This is a genomic window from Rhizobium sp. FG113, from assembly GCF_057809895.1.
This window is the reverse complement of the sequence record NZ_JBMDKV010000001.1, coordinates 226,749-252,445: the sequence shown is the minus strand read 5'-3', so window position 1 is coordinate 252,445 and position 25,697 is coordinate 226,749. Positions and strand designations below refer to the sequence as shown.

Below are 25,697 nucleotides of genomic sequence, written 5' to 3'. Positions count from 1 at the left end.
GGTCGGGTCTGGAACTCAGGACAATAGAGAACCCAACTACATCAATTTTCTTTCCGTCCCTTTAATCCGCAACGGCAGCTTCTCGCCTCGGCGGCAAGCTCATCCGGCTGCCGCTAGAGGGCTCAAGGACACGGCGCAGCGTCGCCGCAGTCGGTATCATTGCCCGCGCAGGGCACTCCAGAGCCGGTCGCTTTGCGATCCATGAATGTTCGCCTCGGCCAACATTTGGCTGGAGAACAGCGCCCCCGGCCCAAGATCGGCGCGCCGGTCCCTGACATGATCGAGCACGGTTCCCGTCTGCAGGTCGATCCTCAGCGTGTCGCTCACCGTACCGTCGCGCGAGGTGCCCCACACGCGGATGTCGATCGAGACGGCACCGACAGGCGGACGGCCGATTATCATGCCGCCATGCGTCACCGTCATCCAGTCCGGCAGAGCGCGACCGTCGGACAGCGTCACGCTGAAGCTCGTCTTGTCCGTCTGGCTGCCATAGGCGGGCAGGATATAGAGGAAGTTCTCGTTGAAGATCGTATCGACTGTGAACCAGGTGCTATCGTCACCCGATCCGGCGATGTGGATATTCGATCCGCCCTTGAAGAAGCCGATGTGGATGTCGTCGAGACGGCGCCCGCTTTCGATCCATTCGGAGATCTGACGCACGGCATGCAGCACCGCGCCATGGCGCGGCAGCGAGCCGATGCCGTTCAGAGGCTGCGCGGCGTTGACGACTGCGTCGATCGGGCCATCCACCGTGATGTCATCCGATATGGCGCCTAGATCGTCCATGATCTCCTTCGATGCGCCACCAATCTCCTCGGTCTCGTCACCGAAATCAGGCGCGCCCGGATCGTTCGCATCGACGGGGAACACGACCGGCGGATCCCTTTCGAGCGGCGGACGTTCGCCGGGCGGTGTTTCCGGTGTTGTCGGCGGCACGGCAGCGCCAACGGCAATGGTCACCGTGTAGGTCGATGTCGCGTCGCCGTCGGAGACCGTGAAGGTGAAGCTGTCGCCACCTTCATAGCCGGCTGCCGGCGTGTAGCTGTAGCTGCCATCCGGATTGACGGTGACAACGCCGTGGGCTGCGGCCGATCCCAACTGGTAGGTGATCGGCGATCCCTCGACATCGAAGGCCGGCGGCAAGGTGCCCGTAACGGTCTGGTCGCGTCCGACCGCGATCGCGGTGCCGGACCCGACAGGCGCGTCGTTGACGGGGGTGACCGTGACGAACACGCGGTAGACGACTGTCGCCCGGCCATCGCTCACCGAATAGCTGAACTGGTCCGTGCCGTTGAAATTGCCGTTCGGCGTGAAGACATAGCGGCCGTCCGCCGTGATCGTGACGACGCCGTGGGCAGGTCCGGCGGCAACCGCGTAGCTCAGCGGATCGCCATCGGGATCGGTGGCGACGGGAAGCGTGCCGGTAAACGTCGTATCCTCGGCAATCGTCAGCGTCGTGTCGCTGCCGACGGGTGCGCCATTCGCCGCGCCGACGGAGACCGTGACGGTATAGACCGAGGTCGCCGTGCCGTCGGACACCGTATAGGTGAACTGGTCGGCACCGCTGAATCCAGCGTCCGGCTGGTAGCTGTAGTTGCCGTTCGGATCGATCGTGACCGTGCCGTGGACCGGATTGGCGCCGAGACCATAGGTGACCGGCGCGCCCTCGACATCGAAGGCCGGTGGCAGGGTGCCGGTCGTGACCGTTCCCTCCTGCACCGAGATCGACGTATCCGACCCGACAGGCGCATCATTGACGGCGGTGACTGTCACGGTCACGCGATAGATGTTGGTGACCGTACCATCGCTCACCGAGTAACTGAAGCTGTCGGTGCCGTTGAAGTTGCCGTTGGGTGTGTAGCTATAGGTCCCGTCGGCATTGATGCTGACCGTGCCGTGACCGGCAGCGGCCGCCAGGCCATAGGTGATAGCATCGCCATCGGCGTCGGATGCCGTCGGCAACCGCCCGGTGAAGCTCGTGTCCTCTGCGAGCGAAATAGCGGTATCCGATCCGACGGGGGCGTCATTGACGGGCGTGACCGTAACGAACACGCGGTAGACCACCGTCGCCCGGCCATCGCTGACCGAGTAGCTGAACTGATCGCTGCCGTTGAAATTGCGGTCGGGCGTGAAGGAATATTGCCCGTTTGCCGAAACCGTCACGACACCATGCGCCGGTCCGGCGGCAAGGCCGTAGGTCAGCGCGTCGCCATCCGCGTCGGTCGCGACCGGCAGCTGGCCGGTAAACGGCGTATCCTCGGAAACGGTGAGCGTCGTGTCCTGGCCGGAAGGCGCGCTGTTGACGGCACCAACCGATACGGTGACGGTGTAGATCGATACCGCCGTGCCGTCGGAGACGGTGTAAGTGAACTGATCGCTGCCGCTGAAGCCGCTATTGGGCTGATAGGAATAGCTGCCGTTCGCTCCGATCACCACGGTGCCGTGCGCGGCCTGCGCGCCCAGTCCATAGGTGACCGGGCTTCCCTCGATATCGTAAGCCGGCGGCAGATTGCCGGTCGCGACCGTGCCCTGCTGCGCCGAAATCGACGTATCGGACCCGATGGGCGCATCGTTGACGGCGCTGACGGTGACCGAGACGCGGTAGACGTTGGTCGCCGTTCCGTCGCTGACGGAATAGCTGAAGCTGTCGGTGCCGTTGAAATTGCTGTCCGGGATATAGCTGTATGTCCCGTTGGCATTGATGCTGACGGTCCCGTGGCTTGCCGCGCCGGCGAGAGCGTAGGTGACCGCATCGCCATCGGGATCGACGGCCGGCGGAAGCTGGCCCGAGAAGGGCGTATCCTCGGCAAGCGAGATGGCCGTGTCGGCGCCGACCGGCGCGTCGTTCACACCCTGGACGTCGATGGTGACGGTATAGGTCACCGTCACGGTTCCATCGAACAAGGTGTAGGTGAACTGGTCAGGCCCGGCATAGTTTGCCTGCGGCACATAGCTGAAGGTGCCGTCGGGATTGACGGTAACGGCCCCATGGGCCGCCGGCGTGCCAAGGCCATAGACGACCGTGTCGCCATCCGCATCGGAGGCTGAGGGAAGCGAGCCGGTAAAGCTTGTATCCTCGGAGATGCTGATTGCCAGATCCGAGCCCGTCGGCGCATCGTTTTCGGCACCGACATTCACCGTCACCGTGTAGACGGACAGCACAGTGCCATCGGAAACGGCGTAGGTGAACGTGTCCGTCCCCGAGAAATTGGCGGCGGGGATATAGGTGTAGCTGCCATCTGTTGCCACGGTGGCCACGCCGTGGCTCGGCCCGTTCTGCAGCAGATAGGTCAGCGGATCGCCATCGACATCGACGGCGCGGGGCAGCGTTCCCGACGCAGAGCCGTCTTCATCGACGGAGATCGAGACGTTGCTGCCAACCGGCGCGTCGTTGACCGCGGTCACCGTGATCGCGACCGTGTAGGTCGAGACCGCCTGGCCATCGGTCACCTGATAGGTGAAGCTGTCGGCGCCGTTATAGTCGGCTGCCGGCACGTATCGGTAGGTTCCGTCGGGATTGACGGTCACCGAACCATGCATCGGCTGCGTGCCGACGGCATAGCGAACCGGATCGCCATCCACATCGCTGGCGGCCGGCAGCACGCCGTCGAAGGGCACGTCCTCCGAGACGGTGATCGCGGTGTTCGATCCGACCGGGGCGTCATTGACAGGCGTCACTGTGATCGAGACCGTATAGGTCGACTGATCGATGCCGTCGGAAACCGTGTAGGTGAAGCTGTCGGTGCCGTTGTAGTTGGCATTCGGCCGATAGGTGTAGGTGCCGTCGGTGTTGACGGTGACCGTGCCGTGCGCGGCAGGCGCGCCCAGCCCATAGGTCAGTGGATCGCCATCCGGATCGGTCGCAAGCGGCAGCGTTCCGCTGGCAAGGCCGTCTTCGGCAACGGTGATCGCGGCATTGGAGCCGCTCGGCGGATCATTGACCGCGCCTACGGTGACATTGACCACGTAGGTCGTGGAATCCCTGCCATCCGAGACGCTGAAGCTGAAACTGTCGGAGCCGTTGTAGCCGGGCGCCGGCGTGTAGCTGTAGCTGCCGTCGGAGTTGATGACCACGGTACCGTTGGATGCCTGCGTGGCGAGCCCGTAAGTGATCGGGTCGCCATCGGCGTCGGTAGCCGGTGGCAGCTGGCCGGTGACGGTTTCGTCCTCCTCGGTGGAGATCGAGGTTCCCGAGCTCACAGGCGCATCGTTGACCGCGATCACGGTAATCGAGATCGTGTAGGTTGATGTCGCCTGGCCGTCGGAGACGGTGTAGGTGAAGCTGTCGGAACCGTTGTAGTTCGCGGCCGGCACGTAGCTGTAGGTGCCGTCGGAGTTGACCGTCACCGTGCCGTGCGCCGCCTGCCCGCCAAGCCCGTAGGTCAGGCTGGGGCTGTCCACGTCGGTCGCCACCGGCAGCTGGCCGTTCAGCGTCTGGTCCTCTGCCACCGTCGCCGTCGCATCCGCACCAACGGGCGCGTCGTTAACAGGCGTTACCGTCACCGCGATCGTGACGGTGGTGACACCGCCCTGCCCGTCGCTGACGCTGATGTCGAAGCTATCGGTGCCGTTGAAATCGGTGTTGGGCGAGTAGAGGTAGCGCCCGGCGGCATCGATGACGACGGTGCCGTTGCGTGGGCCTGTTGCGACCGCATAAGTCAGCGGGTCTCCATCCGGATCGGTGGCGGCCACCACGCCGGAAACCGGCACGTCTTCGCGCGTCTGGATCATCGAGCCGGTCGCGACAGGCGCATCATTGACTGGAGCGAGAATGATCGTCGCCCGGTCGGTATCGGTCTGAACGCCGCCGGCGCCGCTATTGCCGCCGTCGCTGGTGACCATGGTCAGCGTCACGGGCGCATTCGAATTCAAGAGCGGATGATAGACCGGGGCCGATGCACCAGCGAGGTAGGCGTTGATATCGCCGAGCGTGCCGGTGAGCGTAATCGCGCCCGAACCGTTGCCGGTCACGGCCACATTGCCGCCGGCGGCAGCCGTCAGCGTGCCGGCATCGACCGAGAGCGTCACGGTCATCGTGCCCGATCCGGCATCGACATCCGAGATCGACAGGCCGGCAAGCGGCAGCGCCGTATCCTCGGTGCCGTTGAAGGTCGCCGGCAGGCCGTTGACAGGTGCGTCGTTGACACCCGTCACCGTGCCGGTGACCGTGCCTTGCACGCTCAGGGTTCCGTCGGAGACCGTGTAGGTGAAGCTGGCATTGCCAGCGAAATCGGGCGCCGCCGCAAATGTCAGCGTACCATCGGAATTCAGCGTCACCGTTCCGGACACGAGCGCAACGCTGCCGCCGACGCTGATCGGCTGACCGTTGATCTCCGTTATCGTCAGCGTATCGCCATCGGGATCGCTGTCGTTCGCCAAAACCGGAATGACCACCTGGCCATCCTCGGCGACGGTGAAGTTGTCGTTGACGACAACAGGCGCGTCGTTGACCGGATTAATGGTGATCGTGACGGTTGCCGTATCGGTGCCGCCATTTCCGTCGTCGATGCGGTAGACGAAGCTGTCGGTGCCGTTGAACCCTGCGGTCGGCGTGTAGGTGAAGGTGCCATCGGGATTGAGCACGAGAGCGCCATGCGCGGTATTCGTCACCAGGGAAACGGTGAGCGGATCATTATCGGGATCGGTGTCGGGGCCATTGCCGTTGGCGTCGAGAACCGAGCCGCTCAGCTGGCCACCTTCGTCCATCGTGAAGGCATCGTTGACCGCATCCGGTATCGGATTGGTCACCGTCCAAGCGAAGCTGCGAACCGCTTCGCCGCCGAGGCTGTCTCTCGCCGTAATCGTGACGTTATAAACCGCGCTACCAGTCGTGCCGGAGGCGTTCGGGAGGATGTTGCCGGTGATTTCGCCGGTCTGGGTGTTGTAGCCGAGACCCGGCGGTAGGCCGGTGATATCGAAGGTCAGAGGATCGCCATCGACATCGGTGAATTGGGCACCAACCGGCAGCACGATCGCCGCACCATCGAGACTTGCCTGCGGCGGCAAGGCCGGCGCATTCGGCGCGTCGTTGAGGCCGGTGACGGTGACCGTCAGCGTCGCGGTAGCGACGCCGCCATGGCCATCGGAGATCGTGTAGCTCACGGATGTCGTCGCGGTCGCACCGGCGGCAAGCCCGTCGAAGTCGGTGCCGGGGTCGAACGTATAGGAGCCGTCGGCGGCGATCAGGAAGCTACCGCCGCCCTGGCCGGTAATTGCGACCCCGACATTGCCGGTGGCCGCACCGACGCCGACAACGGTCAGCGTGTCGCCATCCGGATCGCTGTCGGCACCCGGTCCGCCGACGATCACATTGCCTGAGATCGCGGTATTCTCGGTGGTCGCGGCGGCATCGTCGACGGCGACAGGTGGATCGTTGACCGCGCCGACCGTGATCGTGATCGTTGCCGTAGCGGTGGCGCCGCTGGGATCCCTGACGACCACGACAAAGCTGTCGGTGCCGTTGAAATTGGGATTGGGGATGTAGCTGTAGGTGCCGTCGGGGTTGACGACGGCGGTCCCGCTCGCGGCTGCGGTCTGAAGACCATAGACCAGCGTGGCCGGCGCGTCGTCGATGTCGGTTGCAACGATCTGGCCCGTCGCCGTACCGTCTTCGTTCATCGACACCGCGACATCCTGCAGAACCGGCGCATCGTTGACCGGGTTGACGGTCACGGTCACCGTATGCGTCACGACAGCAGTGCCATCAGAAATCGTATAGGTGAAGCTGTCGCTGCCGTTGAAGTTCGCGGTCGGCGTATAGACGTAGGCGCCGGTCGGGTCGATCGTGACGCTGCCATGCGCCGGCTGGCTGCCGACGCCATAGGTCAGCGGATCGCCATCGACATCGGTCGCCGCCGGCAGCCGGCCGCTGAGGGCCGTGTCCTCGGACGTTGTGACCGCGACGTCGGAGCCCACAGGGAGATCGTTGGCGCCCGATACCGTCACCGTGAAGGTCGCGGTCGATGTGCCGCCCTGGCCGTCGGATATGGTGTAGTTGACGCTGGTGGTGCGCTGTTCGCCGGCCTTTAGATTGTCGAAATCGGTGCCCGGCACGAATGTGTAGCTGCCATCGGTGCCGATCACGAACCGCCCGCCCGCCGAGCCTGCGATCGACGCACCGACATTGCCGGCAACACCGTTGACGGCGCTGACCACGATCGTGTCGCCATCCGGATCGCTATCCGCGCCATTGCCATTGTCGGCGAAGACCGAGCCGGCGATATCAGCGTTCTCGCCGGTGCTGGCGGCGTCGTCGCGGGCGATGGGCGCCGGGTTGGTGACTGTAATGACAAAGGTCTGGTTCGCCGAGCTCGTGCCATCGCTGGCGGACACCGTGACCGAGTAAGCGCCGCCGTTGAGCTGCGATGCGTCGCGGTCGACCGTCCCGGTGATGACGCCCTGCGACGAGATCGAGAGACCTGTCGGCAGGCCCGTCGCGGTGAAGCTCAGGCTGGGCGTATCGATATCGCTGAAGTTGCCCGAGACATCGAAGCTGATGGTCTGCGCATCCTGATAGGCCTGATTGGCGATCGGCGTACCCACAGGTGCGTCGTCGACCGGCGTGACGGTGACGGCCATGGTGTAGGTGACCGTCGAGCGACCATCGGAAACGCTATAGGTGAAGCTGTCGCTGCCGTTGAAATTGGCTGGTGGCGTGTAGCGATAGCTGCCGTCGGCGCTGATGGTGACCACGCCATTGGCGGGCGGCGTGGCGATGGCATAAGTCAGCGCGTCGCCATCGGGATCTGTCGCGATGGGCAAGGAGCCGGTCGCAACCGTATCCTCGCCGGTCTGGAAGCTCCCATCACTTCCGATCGGCGCGTCGTTGACGCCGACGACGGTGACCGACAGCGTGGCGTTCGCCGTGCCGCCGTGGCCGTCCGATACCGCGTAGGTGACCGAGGTAAGCCGTGTTTCGCCGGCCTTGAGGCTCTGGAAATCGGCGCCGGGATCGAAGCGATAGCTGCCGTCGGCGTTGATCACGAAGCTGCCGCCCGTCGAGCCGGCAACCGCAGCACCGGGCGCGCCGGCACCCACCGCCGTGACGACGAGCGCGTCGCCGTCAGCGTCTGTATCGTTGCCCAGCACGCCGGGCACGGCGCCGACAATGGCGGTGTCCTCATCCGTGGTCGCCGTATCATCGACGGCAACGGGCGCGTCGTTGACGGCACCGATCGAGATCGTCGCGACCGCCGCGGCCGAGGTCGCGCCGCCATCGTCGGTCACCGTGATCGAGACGGTGCGATCCCCCGTGGTCGGGTTGTCGCTTCTGTTTTCATATTGAATGGCGCGCAGCAGGGCGCTGGTCGCCGCGTTGCCCATCGTACCACCGGCCGCATTGGTGATGGCAAGCGCATTGGCACCGTCATAGCTGAAGCGGAAGGTCGTGCCGCCGAAGATGATCGTGCCGGTGTTGGCCGTACCGTAGACGATATCGACGGAGCCGTTCAGGTGGATGATCTCGGAGCCGGCATTGGCAAAGCCGCCAAGCGCGACGTTCAGCGACGTGATGCCGTTCTCGACATCGAACACGGTTGCATCGCCGCTGGCGATCGCGACCGGTGCATCGCCCTCGTTGAACGAGACGGTGAGATCGACGCCGGCGCCGGCGCCGTTGAGATCGACGACGCCGACATCGTTGACCGCCGCGACGGTAATGACGATCGATGCTTCCGCAAATCCGCCATTGCCGTCACTGATGCGGTAGGTCAGAGGGACCGTGCCGTTGAAATCGGCCGTTGGCGTGAAGGTCAGCGATCCATCGCCGTTGAGACGGATGATGCCGCCCGCAACGGCAACCGTGCCATTGGTGGCAATCGGCTGGCCGTCGATCGCAACGATCGTCAGCGGATCACCGTCGGGATCGACATCCACACCACCGCCGGCCGTGCCGACGCCGGTAATCGGGTTGAAGGTAACGGCTGTATCTTCATTGGTCGCGACCGCGTCATTGGCGGCGATCGGCGCCGGGTTGCTGACGGAGAAGACGAACTGCGTCGAGACCTGGCCGCCATGGCCATCGTCGGCGGATACCACGACAGTGTATGGGCTGCCGGCCGATGCATTGGCATCCAGCGTGCCGCTGATGAGACCGGTCGCGGGGTCGAAGCCGAGGCCGGGCGGCAGGCCGTTGACAGAGATCGCCAGCGTGTCGCCATCGACATCGCTGAAGAAGCCTCTGACATCGAAGCTGACGGCAGAGCCATCGGCCTGCGCGCGATCGGGGATCGGGGTCGCCACGGGCGCATCGTTGACGGGATCGACCGTGACCGTCACCGTCGCCGTGTCGCTGCCGCCATTGCCATCGTTGATCGTGTAGGTGAAGGAAGCGGTTCCGGCGTAGTTGGCGGCAGGCGTGAAGCGCAGCACCTGCGCGCCGTTAACAAGCACGAGCTGCACCGAGCCGTTGGAGATCGGCACGGCCGCGCCATCGACACTCAGGTTGACGCCGTTGACGAGAACGATGCTCTTGGCATCGCCGTCGGTATCGACATCGTTGGCGAGCACATCGATATCGACAGGCTGGTCCTCCTGCGTCCTTGCCGTGTCGTTCATCGCGTCGGGCGCGATGTTGCGGATGACATAGGTGAAATCGGATTCGGCAGTGAGACCACCGTCGTCGGTTGCGATGACCTTGACCAGGTAATTGGACAGGCCCATCGGGCCGGATGCGCCCGCGCTGATCCGACCGCTGATGATGCCGGTCGCAGGATCGAAGGTCAGGCCCGGTGGCAGGCCTTGAACGTCGTACGTCAGTACGCCGCCCTCGGGATCGGCGAAATAGCTCGAAATGTCGAAGCTGATCGTGTCGCCGTCATTGCGTTCCATGTCGGCGATCGGGGTTTCGATCGGCGCGTCATTCTGGGCGCCCACCGTGATCGTCAGCACGCCGGTGCTGAGGCCTCCCTGGCCGTCGGTCACGCGGTAGACCACCGTGTCGATGCCGTTGAAGTCTTTTGCAGGCGTATAGTTCAGCGTTCCGTCGATGTTGACCGTCACCGTGCCGTGGCCGGCCTGCGGCGGGAAATCGGGATCGATCGTCAGCACGTCGCCATCAGGGTCGGTATCGTTTCCAAGCACGTTGATGTTGAGAAGCGGCACGTCCTCGGTGGTGGTCGCGGTATCGTTGACGGCGGTCGGAGCCGGATTGGTGACGGTAAGATCAAAGGTTGTCCTGAACGTGCCGCCCTGGCCGTCGCTTGCCAGCACTTCCACCGTATAGGTCGGGCCACCCGACGACGCGTCGGCCGCGATCTTGCCGGTGATAACCCCATTCGCGTCCATCGACAGGCCTGCCGGCAGGCCGGATGCCGTAAAGGTCAGCGTATCGCCGTCGACGTCGCTGAAGAAATCGCTGACGTCGATCGGCTTTCCATCGAGCGACTGGCCATCGGCGAGTGTCACCGCGGGAATGGGCGTTGCCGTCGGATTGTCGTTCACGCCGGTGACCGTGACGGTGATCGTCGCCGTATCGCTTTCGCCATCGGCATCCGTCACGCGGTAGGTGACCGACGTCGTGCGGGTCTCGCCGGCGCCAAGATCGGCGAAATCCGTGCCCGGATTGAAGGTATAGACCCCCGTGGCGCTGACGGTGAAGGTACCGCCGTTCGAACCGGCGACCGCCTGGCCGACGCTTGCCGCCTGGCCGTTGATCCGGTCGATGGTCAGGGCGTCGCCATCGGGGTCGGTATCATTGGTCAGCGCATTGCCGCCACCGCTGGCGTTTTGCCCGACCGACAGAGAATCGCTGAACGCCTTGGGCGGGAAGTTGCTGATGATCCAGGTGATCGTGCGCGAGATCGTGCCGCCCTGCCCGTCCGATACGTTGATCGTTGCGACATAGGGCTCGGGGCGAGACGCGTTGTTGGGAAGCGAACCCGAGATCACGCCGGTCGCGGCATCGATCTGCAGGCCGGGCGGGAGATCGGTCGCGGCATAGCTCAACGTATCGCCATCGCGATCGGAGAAATAGATACCGGCGTCGAAGGAGACGGTCTGGCCGTCGCTGTCCATCTGGGCCGGAAGCGGGCCGCTGACATCGGGCGCATCGTTGACGGCATTAATCGTGATCGTAACCGTCGCCGTCGAGACGCCGCCCTGCCCGTCGGAGATGGTGTAGATGATCGTGTCGGTGCCGTTGAAATCGGCGGCCGGGACATAGGTGATCGAACCGTTCGCCGCGAAGGTCAGCGAGCCGTGGCCGGCCGAGGCGGCGATCAGGCTCAGCGTATCGCCATCCGGATCGATGTCCGCGCCGGCGTTGCCGCTCGCCGTCCCCGCGCCGGTGATGACGTTGAACGTCGCGGATTGATCCTCGTTGATCGCGAGATTGTCGTTAACGGCGGTCGGGCCCGGATTGGTCACCTGGAGCTCGAAGGTCTGGGATACGGACGCGCCAGTGCCATTCGGCCCGTCATGCGCCGTGACCGTGATCTGGTAGAAACCGCCGGCGCCGCCCTGGCTGGCGTTGTGATCGATCGTGCCGAAGATGAGGCCGGTTGCCTGGTCGAAGCTCAAACCGGCAGGCAGGCCCGTGATCGTGTAGTTCAGCGTATCGCCGTCGGGATCGTCGAAGAAATCCGAGACGCGATAGATCAGCTGCTGGCCATCGGCACGAACGCGATCCGGTATCGGGTTGGTCCCCTCGGGCGCGTCGTTCTGCGGGATGATCGTGATCGTCACCGTCGCGGTATCAACGCCGCCATTGCCGTCGTCGATCGAGTAGCTGAAGCTTTCCTGGCCGTTATAGTTCGCGTTCGGCGTGAAGCGCAGCACCGGCCGGTCGGTCGGGCCGGCGACCAGTTGAACCGTGCCGTTCGTCGTCGCGACTGCCGGGCCGTTCAACTGCAGCACCACATTGTTGACGCGGATGACTTCGTCATTGTCGCCATCCGGATCGCCGTCATTGGCGAGCACGTCGATATCGACCGGCGTGTCCTCGTTGGTCGTCGCGAAATCGTCGCGCGCGATCGGCGGCAGGTTGAGGACGGTGTAGTGGAAGGTGACCGAGGTCGTGCCGCCCTTCCCGTCCGATGCCGTGACCGTCACCGTATAGACGGCTTCGCCGGTCGGGCCCGAAGCTTCCGGCGCAATGCGACCGGAGACCAGGCCGGTGGCCGGATCGATGGTGAGCCCTGCGGGCAGGCCGCTTGCGGCATAGGTGAGCGGATCGCCATCGGCATCCGAGAAGAAGGAGGAGATATCGAGGCTGTCGGTATCGCCGTCGTTTCTCGTGCGGTCGGCGATGGGCTGGCCGACCGGCGCGTCGTTGACCGCGAGCACGGTGACGGTAACTGTCGCGGTCGCCGTTCCGCCGTTTCCGTCGGAGATCGTATAGGTGATCGTATCGGTGCCATTGAAGTTGGCGTTCGGCTGATAGGTGATCTGGCCACCGGAGCCGAGCGTCACCGTGCCGTTGGCGGCGCTGGCCGCCGTGACCGTCAGCGGATCTCCATCGGGATCACTATCAGGTACGCCGCCGCTCGCCGAACCGTCGAGCACGTTGAAGGTGAGCGGCGTATCCTCGGTCGCGGTGACCGCATCGTTGACGGCGACCGGCGGCGGGTTGCTGACCGAGAAGGAGAAGCTCTGGCTGGCCGTGCCGCCATGGCCGTCATTGACGCTGATGGTCACCGTGTAGACGCCATTGCCCGTTGGTCCGCCGACGCTCGCCTGGCGATCGATCGTTCCGGTCACCACACCGGCGGCGTTGATCGACAGACCGACCGGCAGGCCGCTTGCGGAATAGGTCAGCGTGTCGTTGTCGGCATCCGTAAAGAAGCCGGCGACATCGAAGGTAACGGCGGCGCCATCTGCGCCCGATCGGGCCGGAAGTGGAGAACCGACCGGCACATCGTTGACGCTCGCGACATTGACCGTGACTGTATACTCGTTGCTGCCGCCCTTGCCGTCGCTGACGACATAGGTGAACCGGTCGGTCCCGTTGAAATTAGCCGATGGCGTATAGCTGTAGGTGCCGTTTGGATTGACGACAACGGTGCCATGCGCCGGCGTGGTGCTGCCGGCGGCATAGGTGATCGCATCGCCGTCCGCATCGGTCGCGGTGGGCAGGGTGCTCGAGATAACGCCATCTTCATCTACGGAGACGGTGGTGTCGGAGGCGACGGGCGCGTCGTTGACCGGCGTGACCGTACCATTGACCGTGGCCGTCGCGGTACCGCCGTTGCCGTCTGAAATAGTGTAGGTGAAGGATGGGGTGCCGTTGTAGTTGGCAGCCGGCGTAAAGGTCAGCGTGCCATTCGCATTGAGCCTGACGCTGCCGCCGGTGATCGCCACGGACCCGCCGGACGCAATCGCGGTGCCGTTGATCTCGGTCACATTGAGCGCATCGCCATCCACGTCGCTGTCGTTGCCGCGGACATCGAAGGTCACGGCCGTATCTTCAGGCGTCGTGAAGCTGTCGTTGACGGCAACCGGCGCGTCGTTCACCGGCGTCACGCTGCCGCTGACGGTGGCGGTCGCGGTGCCGCCATTGCCGTCGGAGATGGTGTAGGTGAAGCTCGGGCTGCCGTTGAAATTCGCTGTCGGCGTGAAGGTCAGCGTGCCGTTGGCGTTCAGCCGCACTGTGCCACCGGTAACGTTTACCACCCCGCCGGCCGCGATATTGGCGCCGTTGATTGCGGTCACGGTGAGCGTGTCGCCGTCGATATCGCTGTCATTGCCAAGCACATCGAAGGTGACGGCCGTATCCTCTGCCGTCGTGAAGCTATCGGCCACAGCGACGGGGATGTCGTTGACCGGCGTTACCGTGCCGCTGACGGTTGCCGTCGCTGTACCGCCGTTGCCGTCGGAGACGGTGTAGGTGAAGCTGGGGCTGCCGTTGAAATTCGCCGTGGGCGTGAAGGTCAGCGTGCCGTTGGCGTTCAGCGTGATGCTGCCGCCGGTGATGGCCACGGCATTGCCGACGGTGATGCCGGTGCCGTTGATCTCCGTGATCGTCAGCGCGTCGCCATCCGGATCGCTGTCATTGGTAAGAACGGCGATGGTGACGGGCTGGTCTTCCGGTGTCGTGAAGCTGTCGTTCTGGGCGACCGGCGGATCCTGGACGGGGTTGACCGTACCGTTGACGGTTGCCGTCGCTGTGCCGCCATGGCCGTCGGAGATGGTGTAGCTGAAGCTCGGATTGCCGTTGTAGTTGGCCAATGGCGTAAAGGTCAGCGTGCCATCCGCGTTGAGCCGGACGCTGCCGCCGGTGACGGCGACCGAGCCGCCGGAGGCGATGTTCGAACCGTTGATCTGGATCACGGCAAGCGCATCGCCATCAACGTCGCTGTCGTTGGCGCGCACATCGAAGGTGACCGCCGTATCCTCGTTGGTCGTGAAGCTGTCGTTGGCGGCGACCGGTGGGTCCTGAACCGGGTTGACGGTGCCGGTGACAGTTGCCGTCGCCGTGCCGCCCTGGCCGTCGGAGATCGTGTAGGTGAAAGTCGGCCTGCCGTTGTAATCGGCCGTTGGCGTGAAGGTCAGCCGGCCATCGGCATTGAGCGTGACCACCCCGCCGGTGACGGCCACCGAGCCGCCGGTGACGATCGCCGTGCCATTGATCGCAGTAACACTCAGCGTGCCGCCATCGACATCGCTGTCGTTGGCGCGGACGTCGAAGGTAACGGACGTATCCTCGTTGGTGGTGAAGCTGTCGGCCACTGCGACCGGCGCATCGTTCAGGCCGGTGACCGTGACGGTCACGGTTGCCGTCGAGAAGCCGCCCTGGCCGTCGGTGATTGTATAGGTGACGGTCGTAACCCGCGTTGCGCCGGCGGCGAGATCGTCGAAGGCGGTGCCGGGATTGAAGGCGTAGGTGCCATCGGCGTTGATCGTGAAGGTACCGCCGTTCGAGCCGGCCACGGCCTGGCCGACACCGGCGCCGCTACCGCCGACCGCGGAGACGGAAATCGGGTCGCCATCGGGATCTGAATCGACACCGTTGCCATTGTTGGCGAAGACGGAGCCCGTGAGCGGGGAGTTCTCGGTGGTAGCCAGATTGTCGGCGGCGGCCACTGGCGGCGGGTTGAGAACGGCCCAGGTGAAGCTGCGGCTCGCCGTAGCACCACTGCCGTCGGTCGCCGTCACCGTGACGGCATAGGGACCGTTGACGCTGGCGCTGCGGTTGATGGTGCCGGAGATGACACCGGTGGTGGCGTTGATCGTCAGGCCCGGAGGAAGGCCGGTCGCGGCGAAGGTCAGCGTGTCGCCGGTATCGGGATCGCTGAAGTTGCCGCCGACATTGAGCGTCACCGCCTGGGCATCGTTGCCGGTCTGATTGGCGATCGGCGTCGAGATCGGCGCATCGTTGACACCTGTGACCGTCACCGTGACCGTCGCGGTCGAGAAGCCGCCATGGCCGTCGGACAGCTGATAGGTAACGCTGGAGGTGCGGCTCTGGCCGGCCGGAAGGTCGGCAAAGGCCGTGCCCGGATTGAACACCGCCGCGCCGTTGGCGCCGATCGTGAACGTGCCGCCGTTCGAACCTGTAATGGCAAGCCCGACATTGCCGGCGACGCCGTTAATGGCCGAGACCTGCAGCACGTCGCCGTCGACGTCGGTGTCGTTGGCGAGCACGTTGAGGCTCGTGCTGACGCCGGCATTGGTCTGCGCGGTATCGTTGACACCGACAGGCGCGTCGTTGACCGAGTTGACGGTGACGCTGACCAGATATTGGACCGTGGCGGTGCCGTCGGTGACGCTGTAGGTGAAGCTGTCGGTGCCGTTGAAATTGGCTGACGGTGTGTAGGTATAGGTGCCGTTGGGGTTGACCACTACGGTGCCGTGCGACGGCGCGATCGACCCGGCGCCGTAGGTCAGGCTGTCGCCGTCGACATCGGTCGCGACAGGCAGCGTGCCGGAGAAAGCCGTATCCTCGTTGGTGGTGATCGCGGTATCGGAACCGACAGGCGCGTCGTTGACCGGCGCCACTGATATCGTCGCCGTATCGGTGTCAGACAAGGCGCCGCCGCTGCCTGTGTTGCCATTGTCGTTGGTCACCATCGTCAGCGTCACCGCGCCATTGGCGTTGGCGGCGGGGTTGAACACCGGGCGGGTGCCAGCTGCGGCGAGGAAGCCGTTGATGTTGGAGAGTGTGCCGGTCAGCACCAAGGTGCCCGATCCGGAGCCGCTGACGGTGACGCCGGAGCCGCCGGTGGCGGCGAGCGTGCCGGAATTGACGCTCAGTGCGACCCGGATCGAACCCGAGCCGGCATCGACATCGGCGACCTGCAGGCCGGCCAGCGACAGCGCCGTGTCCTCGTTAGTCCCAAAGCTCGCCGGCAGCGTGTTGACCGGCGCGTCGTTGACGGCCGTGACGTTGAAGGTGAAGCTGTTCGGGCTCTGGTCGGTATCCTGGCCGCCATTCGCCGTGCCGCCATTGTCGCGGACTTGGAAGGTGAAGGAGGCGAGTGCCGTGCCGTTGGCATTGGCTGCCGGCGTGAAGGTGAGGTTGCCGAGATTGGCGGCGGAGATGACCTGGCCGGCGGTGACGGCGGTGCCGCCGAGCGAAAGAACGCCGTTTGTCGGCAGCGTGGTAATGACGACGGCGGCGAGGCTGTTGGCCGGGCTGTCGTTGGGATCGGTGAAGCCGAAGCTCGCAGCCGAGAAGGTGTAGACGCTGTCCTCGTTGATGGTGACGGTATTGTCGGTGCCGGCAGGCGCATCGTTGACTGCCGTGATCGCGATCGTCGCCGTATCGATATCGACGAGCGAGGGGCCGCCGGTGTTGCCGTTGTCGTTGGTGGTCATCGTCAGCGTGACGCTGGCGGTGGAATTGACAGCAGGCGTAAAGCTCGGACGTGTCGCGCCGGCGAGATAGGCGTTGATGTCGGTCAGGGTGCCGGACAGCGTCAGAGCCGATGATCCGGAACCGCTCACCGAGACACCGCCGGCGCCGAGCGCCGAAAGCACGCCGGAATTGACCGACAGCGTCACCGTCATCGTGCCGGAGCCGGCGTCCTGGTCACTGATCTGCAGGCCGGCGAGGCCGAGGGACGTGTCCTCGATTGCGGTGAAGGAGGGCGGCAGCGTGTTGACAGGTGGCGTATTCACCGAGGCGACGGCGACGGTGACCTGCGCGGTCTCAGTCACCCCGCCGGACGTGACGGTGTAGGTGAAGGTCGTCACGCCGTTATAATCAAGCGTCGGGGTGAAGATCAGCTGGCTGGAGGCATTCAGCCGCACCGTGCCGTTGGCGACAGTGACAGCCGCACCGCCTGCGGTGATCGCGGTGCCGTTGACGGCGGTGATCGCCCGACCCGGGTTCTCGAAGCTGTCGTTTGCGAGCACGGAGATGACGGCGGGCACGTCTTCATCGGTCGACACGGAATCGTTGGCGATGTCGGCGACCGGGGTGATGGTCACCGGGATGTTGCTGGTGGCGCTGAGCGAACCGTCGGAGGTCTGCACCGAGATCTGCGCCGAGCCGTTATAATCGGCAACCGGCGCATAGCTTGCGCCCGCGAGCGCCGTATTGATTGCCGCCGTGGTGCCGGTGAAGATCATCGTCTGGTCGGCCGTGCCATCGCCCGCGCTGACCGACAGGCCCGAAGTACCAGACAGCGAGAAGGAGCCGTTGCTGACGGTGACCGTCACCGTCAGCGTCCCATTGTCGACATCGGAGACGACGATCGCATTGCCGGCGGAGGACGAGAAGACGATGGAGGTGTCTTCCGCCGTCGTCTGTGCCGTCGGCACGGTGTTGACCGGCGCATCGTTGACCGGATTGACCACGATGGTCACCGTCGCGGTTTCCGTTACGCCGCCGGAAGTGACCGTATAGGTGAAGCTCGTCGTGCCGTTGAAATTGGCGGCCGGCGTGTACGTGATCGTGCCATCGGCGGCGAAGGTGACGGTGCCCTGGCCGGCCGGAGGCTGCGTGACCGATGTGATCGCCCTGCCCGCATTCTCGAAATTGTCGGCCGAGGCGCCGTTCGTACCCGTGATGGCGTTGAAGGTGATGGCGGTGTCTTCGTTGGTCGTCAGGTTGTCGGCGACGATATCGGCGACCGGGGTGATTGTTATCGCCACCGTATCGGTGTCGGTCAAAGAGCCATCCGTCGTGACGACAGTCAGCTGCGCCGTGCCGTTGTAGTCGGCGGTGGCGGTATAGGTGAGGCCGGCCAACGCAGCATTGATCTGCGCGGCCGTGCCGGACAGCCGGACCGATGATGTGCCGTTGTTGGCGATCGTCGCGCCGGTTCCCGTCGTCACGTTGGCAATGCCGTTGGTGACCGTCACCGTCGTGGTCAGCACGTCGCCATCGACATCGGCAACCGACACGCCCGATACTGAAAGCGGCGTATCCTCGGCAACGGTCTGCGCGCCCGGAACGGTATTCACCGGCGCATCGTTGACCGGCACGATGGTCACGTTGACCGTCGCGGTCTCGGTTACGCCGCCCGAGGTGACCGTATAGGTGAAGCTGGTGCTGCCGTTGACGTTGGCCGAGGGCGTGAAGGTCAGCGTGCCATCGGCATTGAGGCGGACCGTGCCGCTGGTGACGTTGACGACGCCGTTCGCAACGATGGCAGAGCCGTTGATCGCCGTGATCGTGTGGCCGGCGTTTTCGAAGCTGTCATTGGCATCAACGGCGATGACGACCGCCGTGTCCTCGTTGGTCGTGGCCGTATCGTTGGCGATATCAGCGACGGCAGTTATCGCGATTGTCTGCGTATCGGTGTCTGTGAGCTGGCCGTCGCTGCTGGTCATCGTCAGCGTCACGCTGCCGTTGAAATCAGCGACCGGCGCGTAACTCGGCCGCGCGGTGCTGGCCAGATAGGCGTTGATGCTCGTGAGCGTGCCCGACAGCGTGATGGTGGCGGTGCCGGAGCCGGTGATTGTCACACCCGAGCCGCTTGCAGCCGTCAGCACGCCAGAGCCGACGGACAGCGTCACCGTCGCCGTGCCCGAACCGATATCGGGATCGGCCACGGAGAGGCCGGTCAGCGATAGCGTACCATCCTCGTTCATCGTCCAGCCGCCCGATGGCAGCGTGTTGACGGGCGGATCGTTGACGGGCGTGACCGCGACCGTTGCCACGGCCGTGTTCGACGATGCGGCACCGTCGGATACGGTGACGTTGATCGAGCGGGTCACCGCACCCGGATCGTCGGAGGTCGAGGCATAGCGGATCTGGCCGAGCGCCATCTGGTAGGCTGCCTTTGTTGCCGAGCCGGTCAAGGTTAGCGTGTAGGTCGAGGCGTTGTAGCTCGCGGTGATGCCAGATGGCAGCGTGCCGGTAACCGACAGCACGTCGCCGGCCTGGCCATTGGAGATGACGATTGTCGCCGATGCCATGTTGGCGTTGTCGACGTCGGCGACGAGAACGCCGGTGTTGACGATGGCGACGCCTGCGGCGTTTTCCGTATAGCTGGTCGCGTAGCCGGTGCCGGCAGCGGATGTGTCGAGGTCGAGCGTCGGCGCGTCGTTGACGGCGATGACGGTGATCGTTGCCGTATCCACGTCGGTCAGCGCACCACCCGAGCCGGTGTTGCCGCCGTCGTTCGTCGCCATCGTCAGCGTGACCGCGCCGTTGAAATCGGCCACCGGCGTGTAGACCGGCCGCGCGGTGCTGGCGAGATAGGCGTTGATGCTGGCAAGCGTGCCTGACAGCGTCAGCGACGAGGTGCCGGAGCCGCTGATCGTCACACCCGATCCGGACACGGCGGTCAGCTGTCCGGAATTGACGCCGAGCACGACGGTCATCGTGCCGCTGCCGGCATCGACATCCGAGATCGCAAGCCCGGTTAGCGCAAGGGCCGTATCCTCGTTGACCGACCAGCCGCCGGCCGGCAGCGTGTTGACGGGTGCGTCGTTGACGGGATCGATGGTGATGGTGCGCGTGTCGATATCGGTAAGCGCGCCGCCGGAGCCGGTATTGCCGCCGTCGTTGGTCGTCATCGTCAGCGTCACCGAGCCGCTGGCATTGGCGGCCGGGTTGAACTGCGGAGCGGCGGCGGACGCCAGATAGGCGTTGATCGCCGAAAGCGTGCCCGACAGGGTCAGCGACGCCGATCCCGATCCGGAAATGGTGACGCCAGCACCCGAGATCGCAGAAACCGTGCCGCCGGAGACAGCGAGCGTCACCGTCATCGTGCCGGTGCCGGCGTCGACGTCGGAAATCGACAGCCCGGAGAGCGCGATCGCAGTGTCCTCGCTGGTGCTCCAGCCGGATGCCGGCAGGCTATTCACCGGCGCATCGTTGACAGCGCTGACATTGACCGTGACCGTCGCCGTCTCAGTGACCCCGCCCGCGGTGACCGTGTAGGTGAAGGTCGTTTGTCCGTTGAAGTTCGCGGACGGCGTATAGACCAGCGTTCCGTCGGCGGCGAAGGTGACGCTGCCCTGCCCGGGCGGCGGCTGCGTGACCGACGTGATGGCGCGACCGGGGTCCTTGAAGGTATCGGCGGTGGCGCCGTTGGTTCCGGTGATGACGTTGAAGGTGATCGCCGTGTCTTCAGCCGTCGCCACCGTATCCGGCGTGATATCGGCAACGGGCGTGACCGTGATCGCGACATTGTCCGTATCCGTCAGCGAACCGTCGGACGTGGAGACGACGAGCGTGTCCGAGCCGTTATAATCCGCGCGGCCGGTGTAGCGGAGCGAGGCGAGCACGCTGTTGACCTGCGCAAGCGTGCCCGAGACGGTGACAGAGGCCGTGCCGTTGCCGGTGACCGTTCCCGCAATCACCGAGGGCGACAGCGTGCCGTTCGCGACCGACAGGGTGACGGTCACCGAGCCGCTGTCGACATCGCTGACGGAAATGCCCGAGATCGCCGTCTGCACGTCCTCGTTCAGCGTGACTGACGTCGGCACCGTATTCACCGGCGCGTCGTTGACGGCGATGACGTTGACGGTGGCGACCGCGACGTTGGAATTGGCGGCACCGTCGTTGACGGTGACGTTGATGGTGCGCGGCGTGGTGGATGGATTCTCCGAGCTCGACAGGAAGCGGATTTGCTGCAGGGCCGTCTCGTAGCTGGCGCGCGAGGCCGAACCGCTGAGCGTCAGGGTGAAGGTCGTGGAATTGTAGCTCGCGGTGATGCCCGCGGGCAGCGTGCCGGCTACGGCCAGAAGGTCGCCCGCTTGGCCATTGGTGATGACCGCGGACAGCGAGGCCATGTTGGCGCTGTCGATGTCGGTGATCACGCCATCGGTATCGGCAATCGCAACGCCGGCGTCGTTTTCCGTGTAGGTCGTTGTGAAGCCGGTGCCGGCGCCCGATGCGTCGAGATCGAGGATCGGCGCATCGTTGACAGGCGTGATGTTGATGACGGCGGTATCGGTATCGGTGAGCGGGCCGCCGGTACCGAAATTGCCGAGGTCGCTTGTCGTCATCGTCACCGTGACGCTGCCATTCGCATCGGCCACCGGCACGTAGACGGGAGCTGCGCTCGATGCCAGATAGGCGTTGAGATTGGCGAGCGTGCCGGTCAGCACCAGCGTGCCGGTGCCCGAGCCGGAGACAGTGACGGAGCCGCCGGCCGTGGCGGTCAAGACGCCTGTCGGAACCTGCAGCCGGACGGTCATCGAGCCCGTGCCGGCATCCAGATCGGCGATCGACAGGCCAGTCAACGCGACGCTGGTATCCTCGTTGGTCGTCCAGCTCACAGGCAGCGTGTTGACCGGCGCATCGTTGACGGCGGTGATCGCAACGGCGGTGACGGCCGTGTTGGAATTGGCAGCGCCGTCATTGACGGTGACGCTGATATTGCGCGATGCGGCGGCGCCGTTCAGCGTCGGGTTGTCGGAGCTCGAGGTGTAGAGCACCTGGCGCAGGGCGGCCTCGTAATTGGCCTTGGTGGCCGAGCCCGTCAGCGTGAGGGTGAAGGTGGTGGCGTTGTAGCTGGCGGTGATCCCCGCTGGCAGGGTGCCGGTGACCGTAAGGAGGTCGCCGGCCTGGCCGTTGGTGATCACGATCGCGGCCGAGGCCATGTTCGTATTGTCGACGTCGATGACACTGCTGTTGGTGTTCGAGATCGCAACACCGGTGCCGTTTTCCGTGTAACCGACCGAATAGCCGGTTCCAGTGGTCGAGCCGTCGAGATCGAGCACGGGCGCGTCGTTGACTGGGTTGATGATGATGTTGCGCGTATCGACATCCGTGAGCGCGCCGCCCGTGCCGGTGTTGCCGTTGTCGTTGGTCGTCATGGTCAGCACGACGGTACCGTTGGCATCGGCGACCGGAACGTAAACGGGCGCGGAAGCCGAGGCGAGATAGGCGTTGATATTGGCGAGTGTGCCGGTCAGCACCACCGTGCCGGTTCCCGATCCCGACACGCCGACGCTGCCGCCGGCCGTTGCCGTGATCGTGCCGGAGGCGACGCTCAGCGTGACCGTCATCGAGCCCGTGCCGGCGTCAAGGTCGGTGACCGAAAGACCCGACAGCGCCAGGCTGGTGTCTTCGTTGGTCGTCCAGCTGGCAGGCAGGTTGTTGACCGGCGCATCGTTGACGGCGACGACCGCGATGGTGGAGGTGGCGACGGCCGACGACAGGCCGCCATCATTGACGGTGACATTGATGACACGCGCGGTCGTGCTCGGGTTGTCGCCGGTGTTGGAGAAGGTGATGGCCTTGATCGCGGTGGCGTAGCTCGCCTTGGTGGCCGAGCCCGTCAGCGTAACGGTGACCTGCCCGGCAACGGAGGTATCGACCGATCCGGTGATGCCGCTCGGCAGGGTGCCGACGGTCAGCACATCGCCGGCCTGCGCGTTGGTGAGGACGATGGTCGCCGAGCGCATGTTGGTGCTGTCGAGATCGCGCACGTCAGTCGCCGTGCTGCCGATCGATACGCCGGCGCCGTTTTCCGTGTAGGTCGTCGTATAGTTGACGCCGGCCACCGTATCGACATTGCGGAAGGCGCTGACATTGTCGATGAAGATGTCATCCGTGCTCGGTGTCAGAAGACCGCCCGCTGCGGAATAGCTGAAGACGAGGTCGCCAGTGGCGACCACCGTTGAGGGCAGGTTGATGGTGACGGCGGTTCGGCCCCAGGCCGTCGTGCCGGCGGCCGATGCGGCGACCGTGGACGGTGATCCGGTCGCACCGTTGAAATAGGTGATCGTGGCGGTATTCGGCGTGCCGTTCAGCGTGCCCGTGGTGATGCGCGCATAGAGCACGCCGCCGATCGTGACATCCACGGTTGCCGGCGTGTTGTTATCGTTGGAGATACCGAGCAACAGATCGTTGCTCCAGCCCACATCGAATGTCAGCTGCGCTGCACCAGACGGCGCAAGGCCATCGGTCCAGCCTGACACGTTCGCTTGTGTCAGCGTGCCGGTTCCGCCGTTGAGCGTCCAGGCAAAGCCGCCGTTGGCCTGCGCGCCCGCGGTGCCGCCGACCGTCCAGCCTGTGGTCCCCGGCGTGCCGCCATTGGTGATGATCTGCGTCGGCGTCGTGCCGGAATTGAGGTCGACGATGGGTGCCTGGGCATAATAGCCGAAGTCGGCCGCGAGGTTGGCGGCGCCGATCGTGGCGAGCGCAAGCGATTGGGTCGTGCTTCCCGTCGTAAGCGTCGCCGTACCAAGCACACCGTTCGCGTCGGTGACGCGCACGATGTACTGGCCGGGGAGAACGCCGGTGAAGAGATAGTTGCCGTTGGCGTCTGTCGTATCCGTCGCCAGAATGCGTTCGCCGGTGCTTACCAGGCCGTCGCCGTTGACGTCATCGATCAGTTGTACCGTGACACCGCCGATGCCGCCATCGCCGGTGTTGAAGGTGCCGCTCTTGTCGTTGTCGGCGAAGATCTTGTCGCCGATCGTCCCCGTCGGCGGCGTCCAGCGCGCAGCGTCGGAGATATTGGTGAGCGCGGTCGTGCCATTGGTCGTGATCGTCACGGCCGATCCGATGGCAACACCCGTGACCGGGTTGATCTGGCGAATATCGGTGCCGACGATATAGGTGTTGCCATTGATGTCACCACCACCCTGCGCACCAGTGCCGCCCGTGGCATTGGTGATGCTGTCGATAATCGCGCCGGTAGTCAGATTGTAGCGGGTAATGCCAAGCGTGGTGATGCTAAGCAGCGTGTTGTTGGTCGCATCGATCGCGAAGTCGCCCCAATCGTTCGCTGCAGTGATCTGCGCGCCGAATGCCGTCGCTCCGGCCATGGTGCGGCCATTGTTGCTGAAGGTGATGCGGTAAATCTGGTCGTTGCTGCCGGAAACGTTCTCGACGCCGAGATAGAGGCCGCCGTTGTAGAATGTCGCGGCGCCGCCGCCGACGCCGGTCGTGCCCGTAACAATATTGGTCGCGGCACCCGTGGTCAGATCGGAATCGACTAGGATATGGGTGTTGTTGATGTAGTCATAGGCAAACAGAGCCCTGTTGCCTGAAACGGCGTTGCTATCGGTGTAGTAGATCAGGCCATTTGACTGATCGGCTGCCAGCGAGTTGATGGTGTCCGACATGGTGATGCCGCCGACGCTTCCCGGCACCGTCGTAATCATCGTCGCCTTGCCGGTCAGAACATCGACGCTGTAGATCGAGCGCCCGGCCGAAACCAACAGCGCCCCATTGCCGTTTGACGCGGCGATGTTCAGCGTATCGGCGTAATCCGCATGGCTCTTGTCCGTGCCGATGAGGTCGGAGGCGATATCGCCATCGTGGTATTCGAGATCCCAATTGCCACCGAGGGCCGCACTTCCCGTCGGGTCAGTCGAGGCGGCGACGTCGGCGCCGGTGAGGTAGCCGAGCATCTTGACGGCGTTCGTGCCCGTTTCACCCTCGGCGAAATTGCAGCCGTAGACGAGAATATCGGCATTATCGGTCAAGAAGCCGCGTATCGACGTCAGGTCGGCGGCGTAATCCGTCGCCATCGTCGTTGCCGTCAGCGACGCCGAGCCGAGCTGCAGGAAACCTTCCTTGCCGTGCGAGATGATGTGGATCGCCTCGACATCGTGCATGGACGAAAGCGTCTCGGCGAGTTCGTGAACACCGTTCTCGTTTGGATCGACCACGATGATCTTGAAATTGTCGCCCAGGTCTTTGACCAGCGCCTGGTAATCGGGCACGGAGGAATCGATCACCACCACCTGACGCGGCTGTGCGACGGCTGATGTCTCGGGTGCTGCCGAGGCGGCCTGGTGTTCGGCAAGTGCAGCGACCAGCGCATCATGACCATCGCTGGCGCCGTCGTGCTGCGCGGTCTCGGCGGAGCCGTGATCCCCTTGATCCTGGTTAGCTTTTTCCTGGGATTTTTCCACGGTCGCCGCGCCGGCAGCGTCGAATGCGATGCGTTGTTCCAACTCCATCAACATCGAGCCGTATTTCGGCTTGGCATTCCTACCCCGCATCTTTTCGACGCGGTCAGGGGCGGGGCGAACGTAGCGTTCGTTCATGGGGTTTCCTCCACGACAGATCGTTTTCGTTTGGCCGGGTGCCCGTACTATCCCGGCATGTCAGCGATGTTAGTCATCCTCAGAACCGACTCCCAATGTCGGCTTTTTCAACCGTAGTGAGCAGAGAATTAACAAATTCCTAATTTTCCGCACAAGCAATTAGTTTGTACTAAATCAACCATGACAGGAGCTTGCGGCCGTATCCATCCGAGACATCATTTAGCACACACCAATAAAGAATGCTCTGAAAAATTGTGTTTTGTTAAGTCTTGATTAACCATGTTAGCAAAGACTGAAGGCAATCAGGCGGCAGTTTCGCATTCAAAGTACTCGTCATGATTGTGTATTTTACA

The 25,697-nt window shown here is 64.3% G+C and carries 1 protein-coding gene; it reads right to left on the bottom strand.

Features of this window, described 5'->3' with window-relative positions:
• Positions 1–156: 156 nt before the first annotated feature.
• A complete protein-coding gene (locus ACODTZ_RS00975; protein ID WP_489023105.1) occupies positions 157–25,344 on the bottom strand; it encodes an Ig-like domain-containing protein in 25,188 nt (8,395 codons plus the stop codon).
• Between the last annotated feature and the right edge of the window lie 353 nt (positions 25,345–25,697).

Coding starts and splice junctions, on each gene's coding strand:
- ACODTZ_RS00975 (WP_489023105.1), bottom strand. CDS start 25,344: ATGAACGAACGCTACGTTCGCCCCGCCCCTGACCGCGTCGAAAAGATG.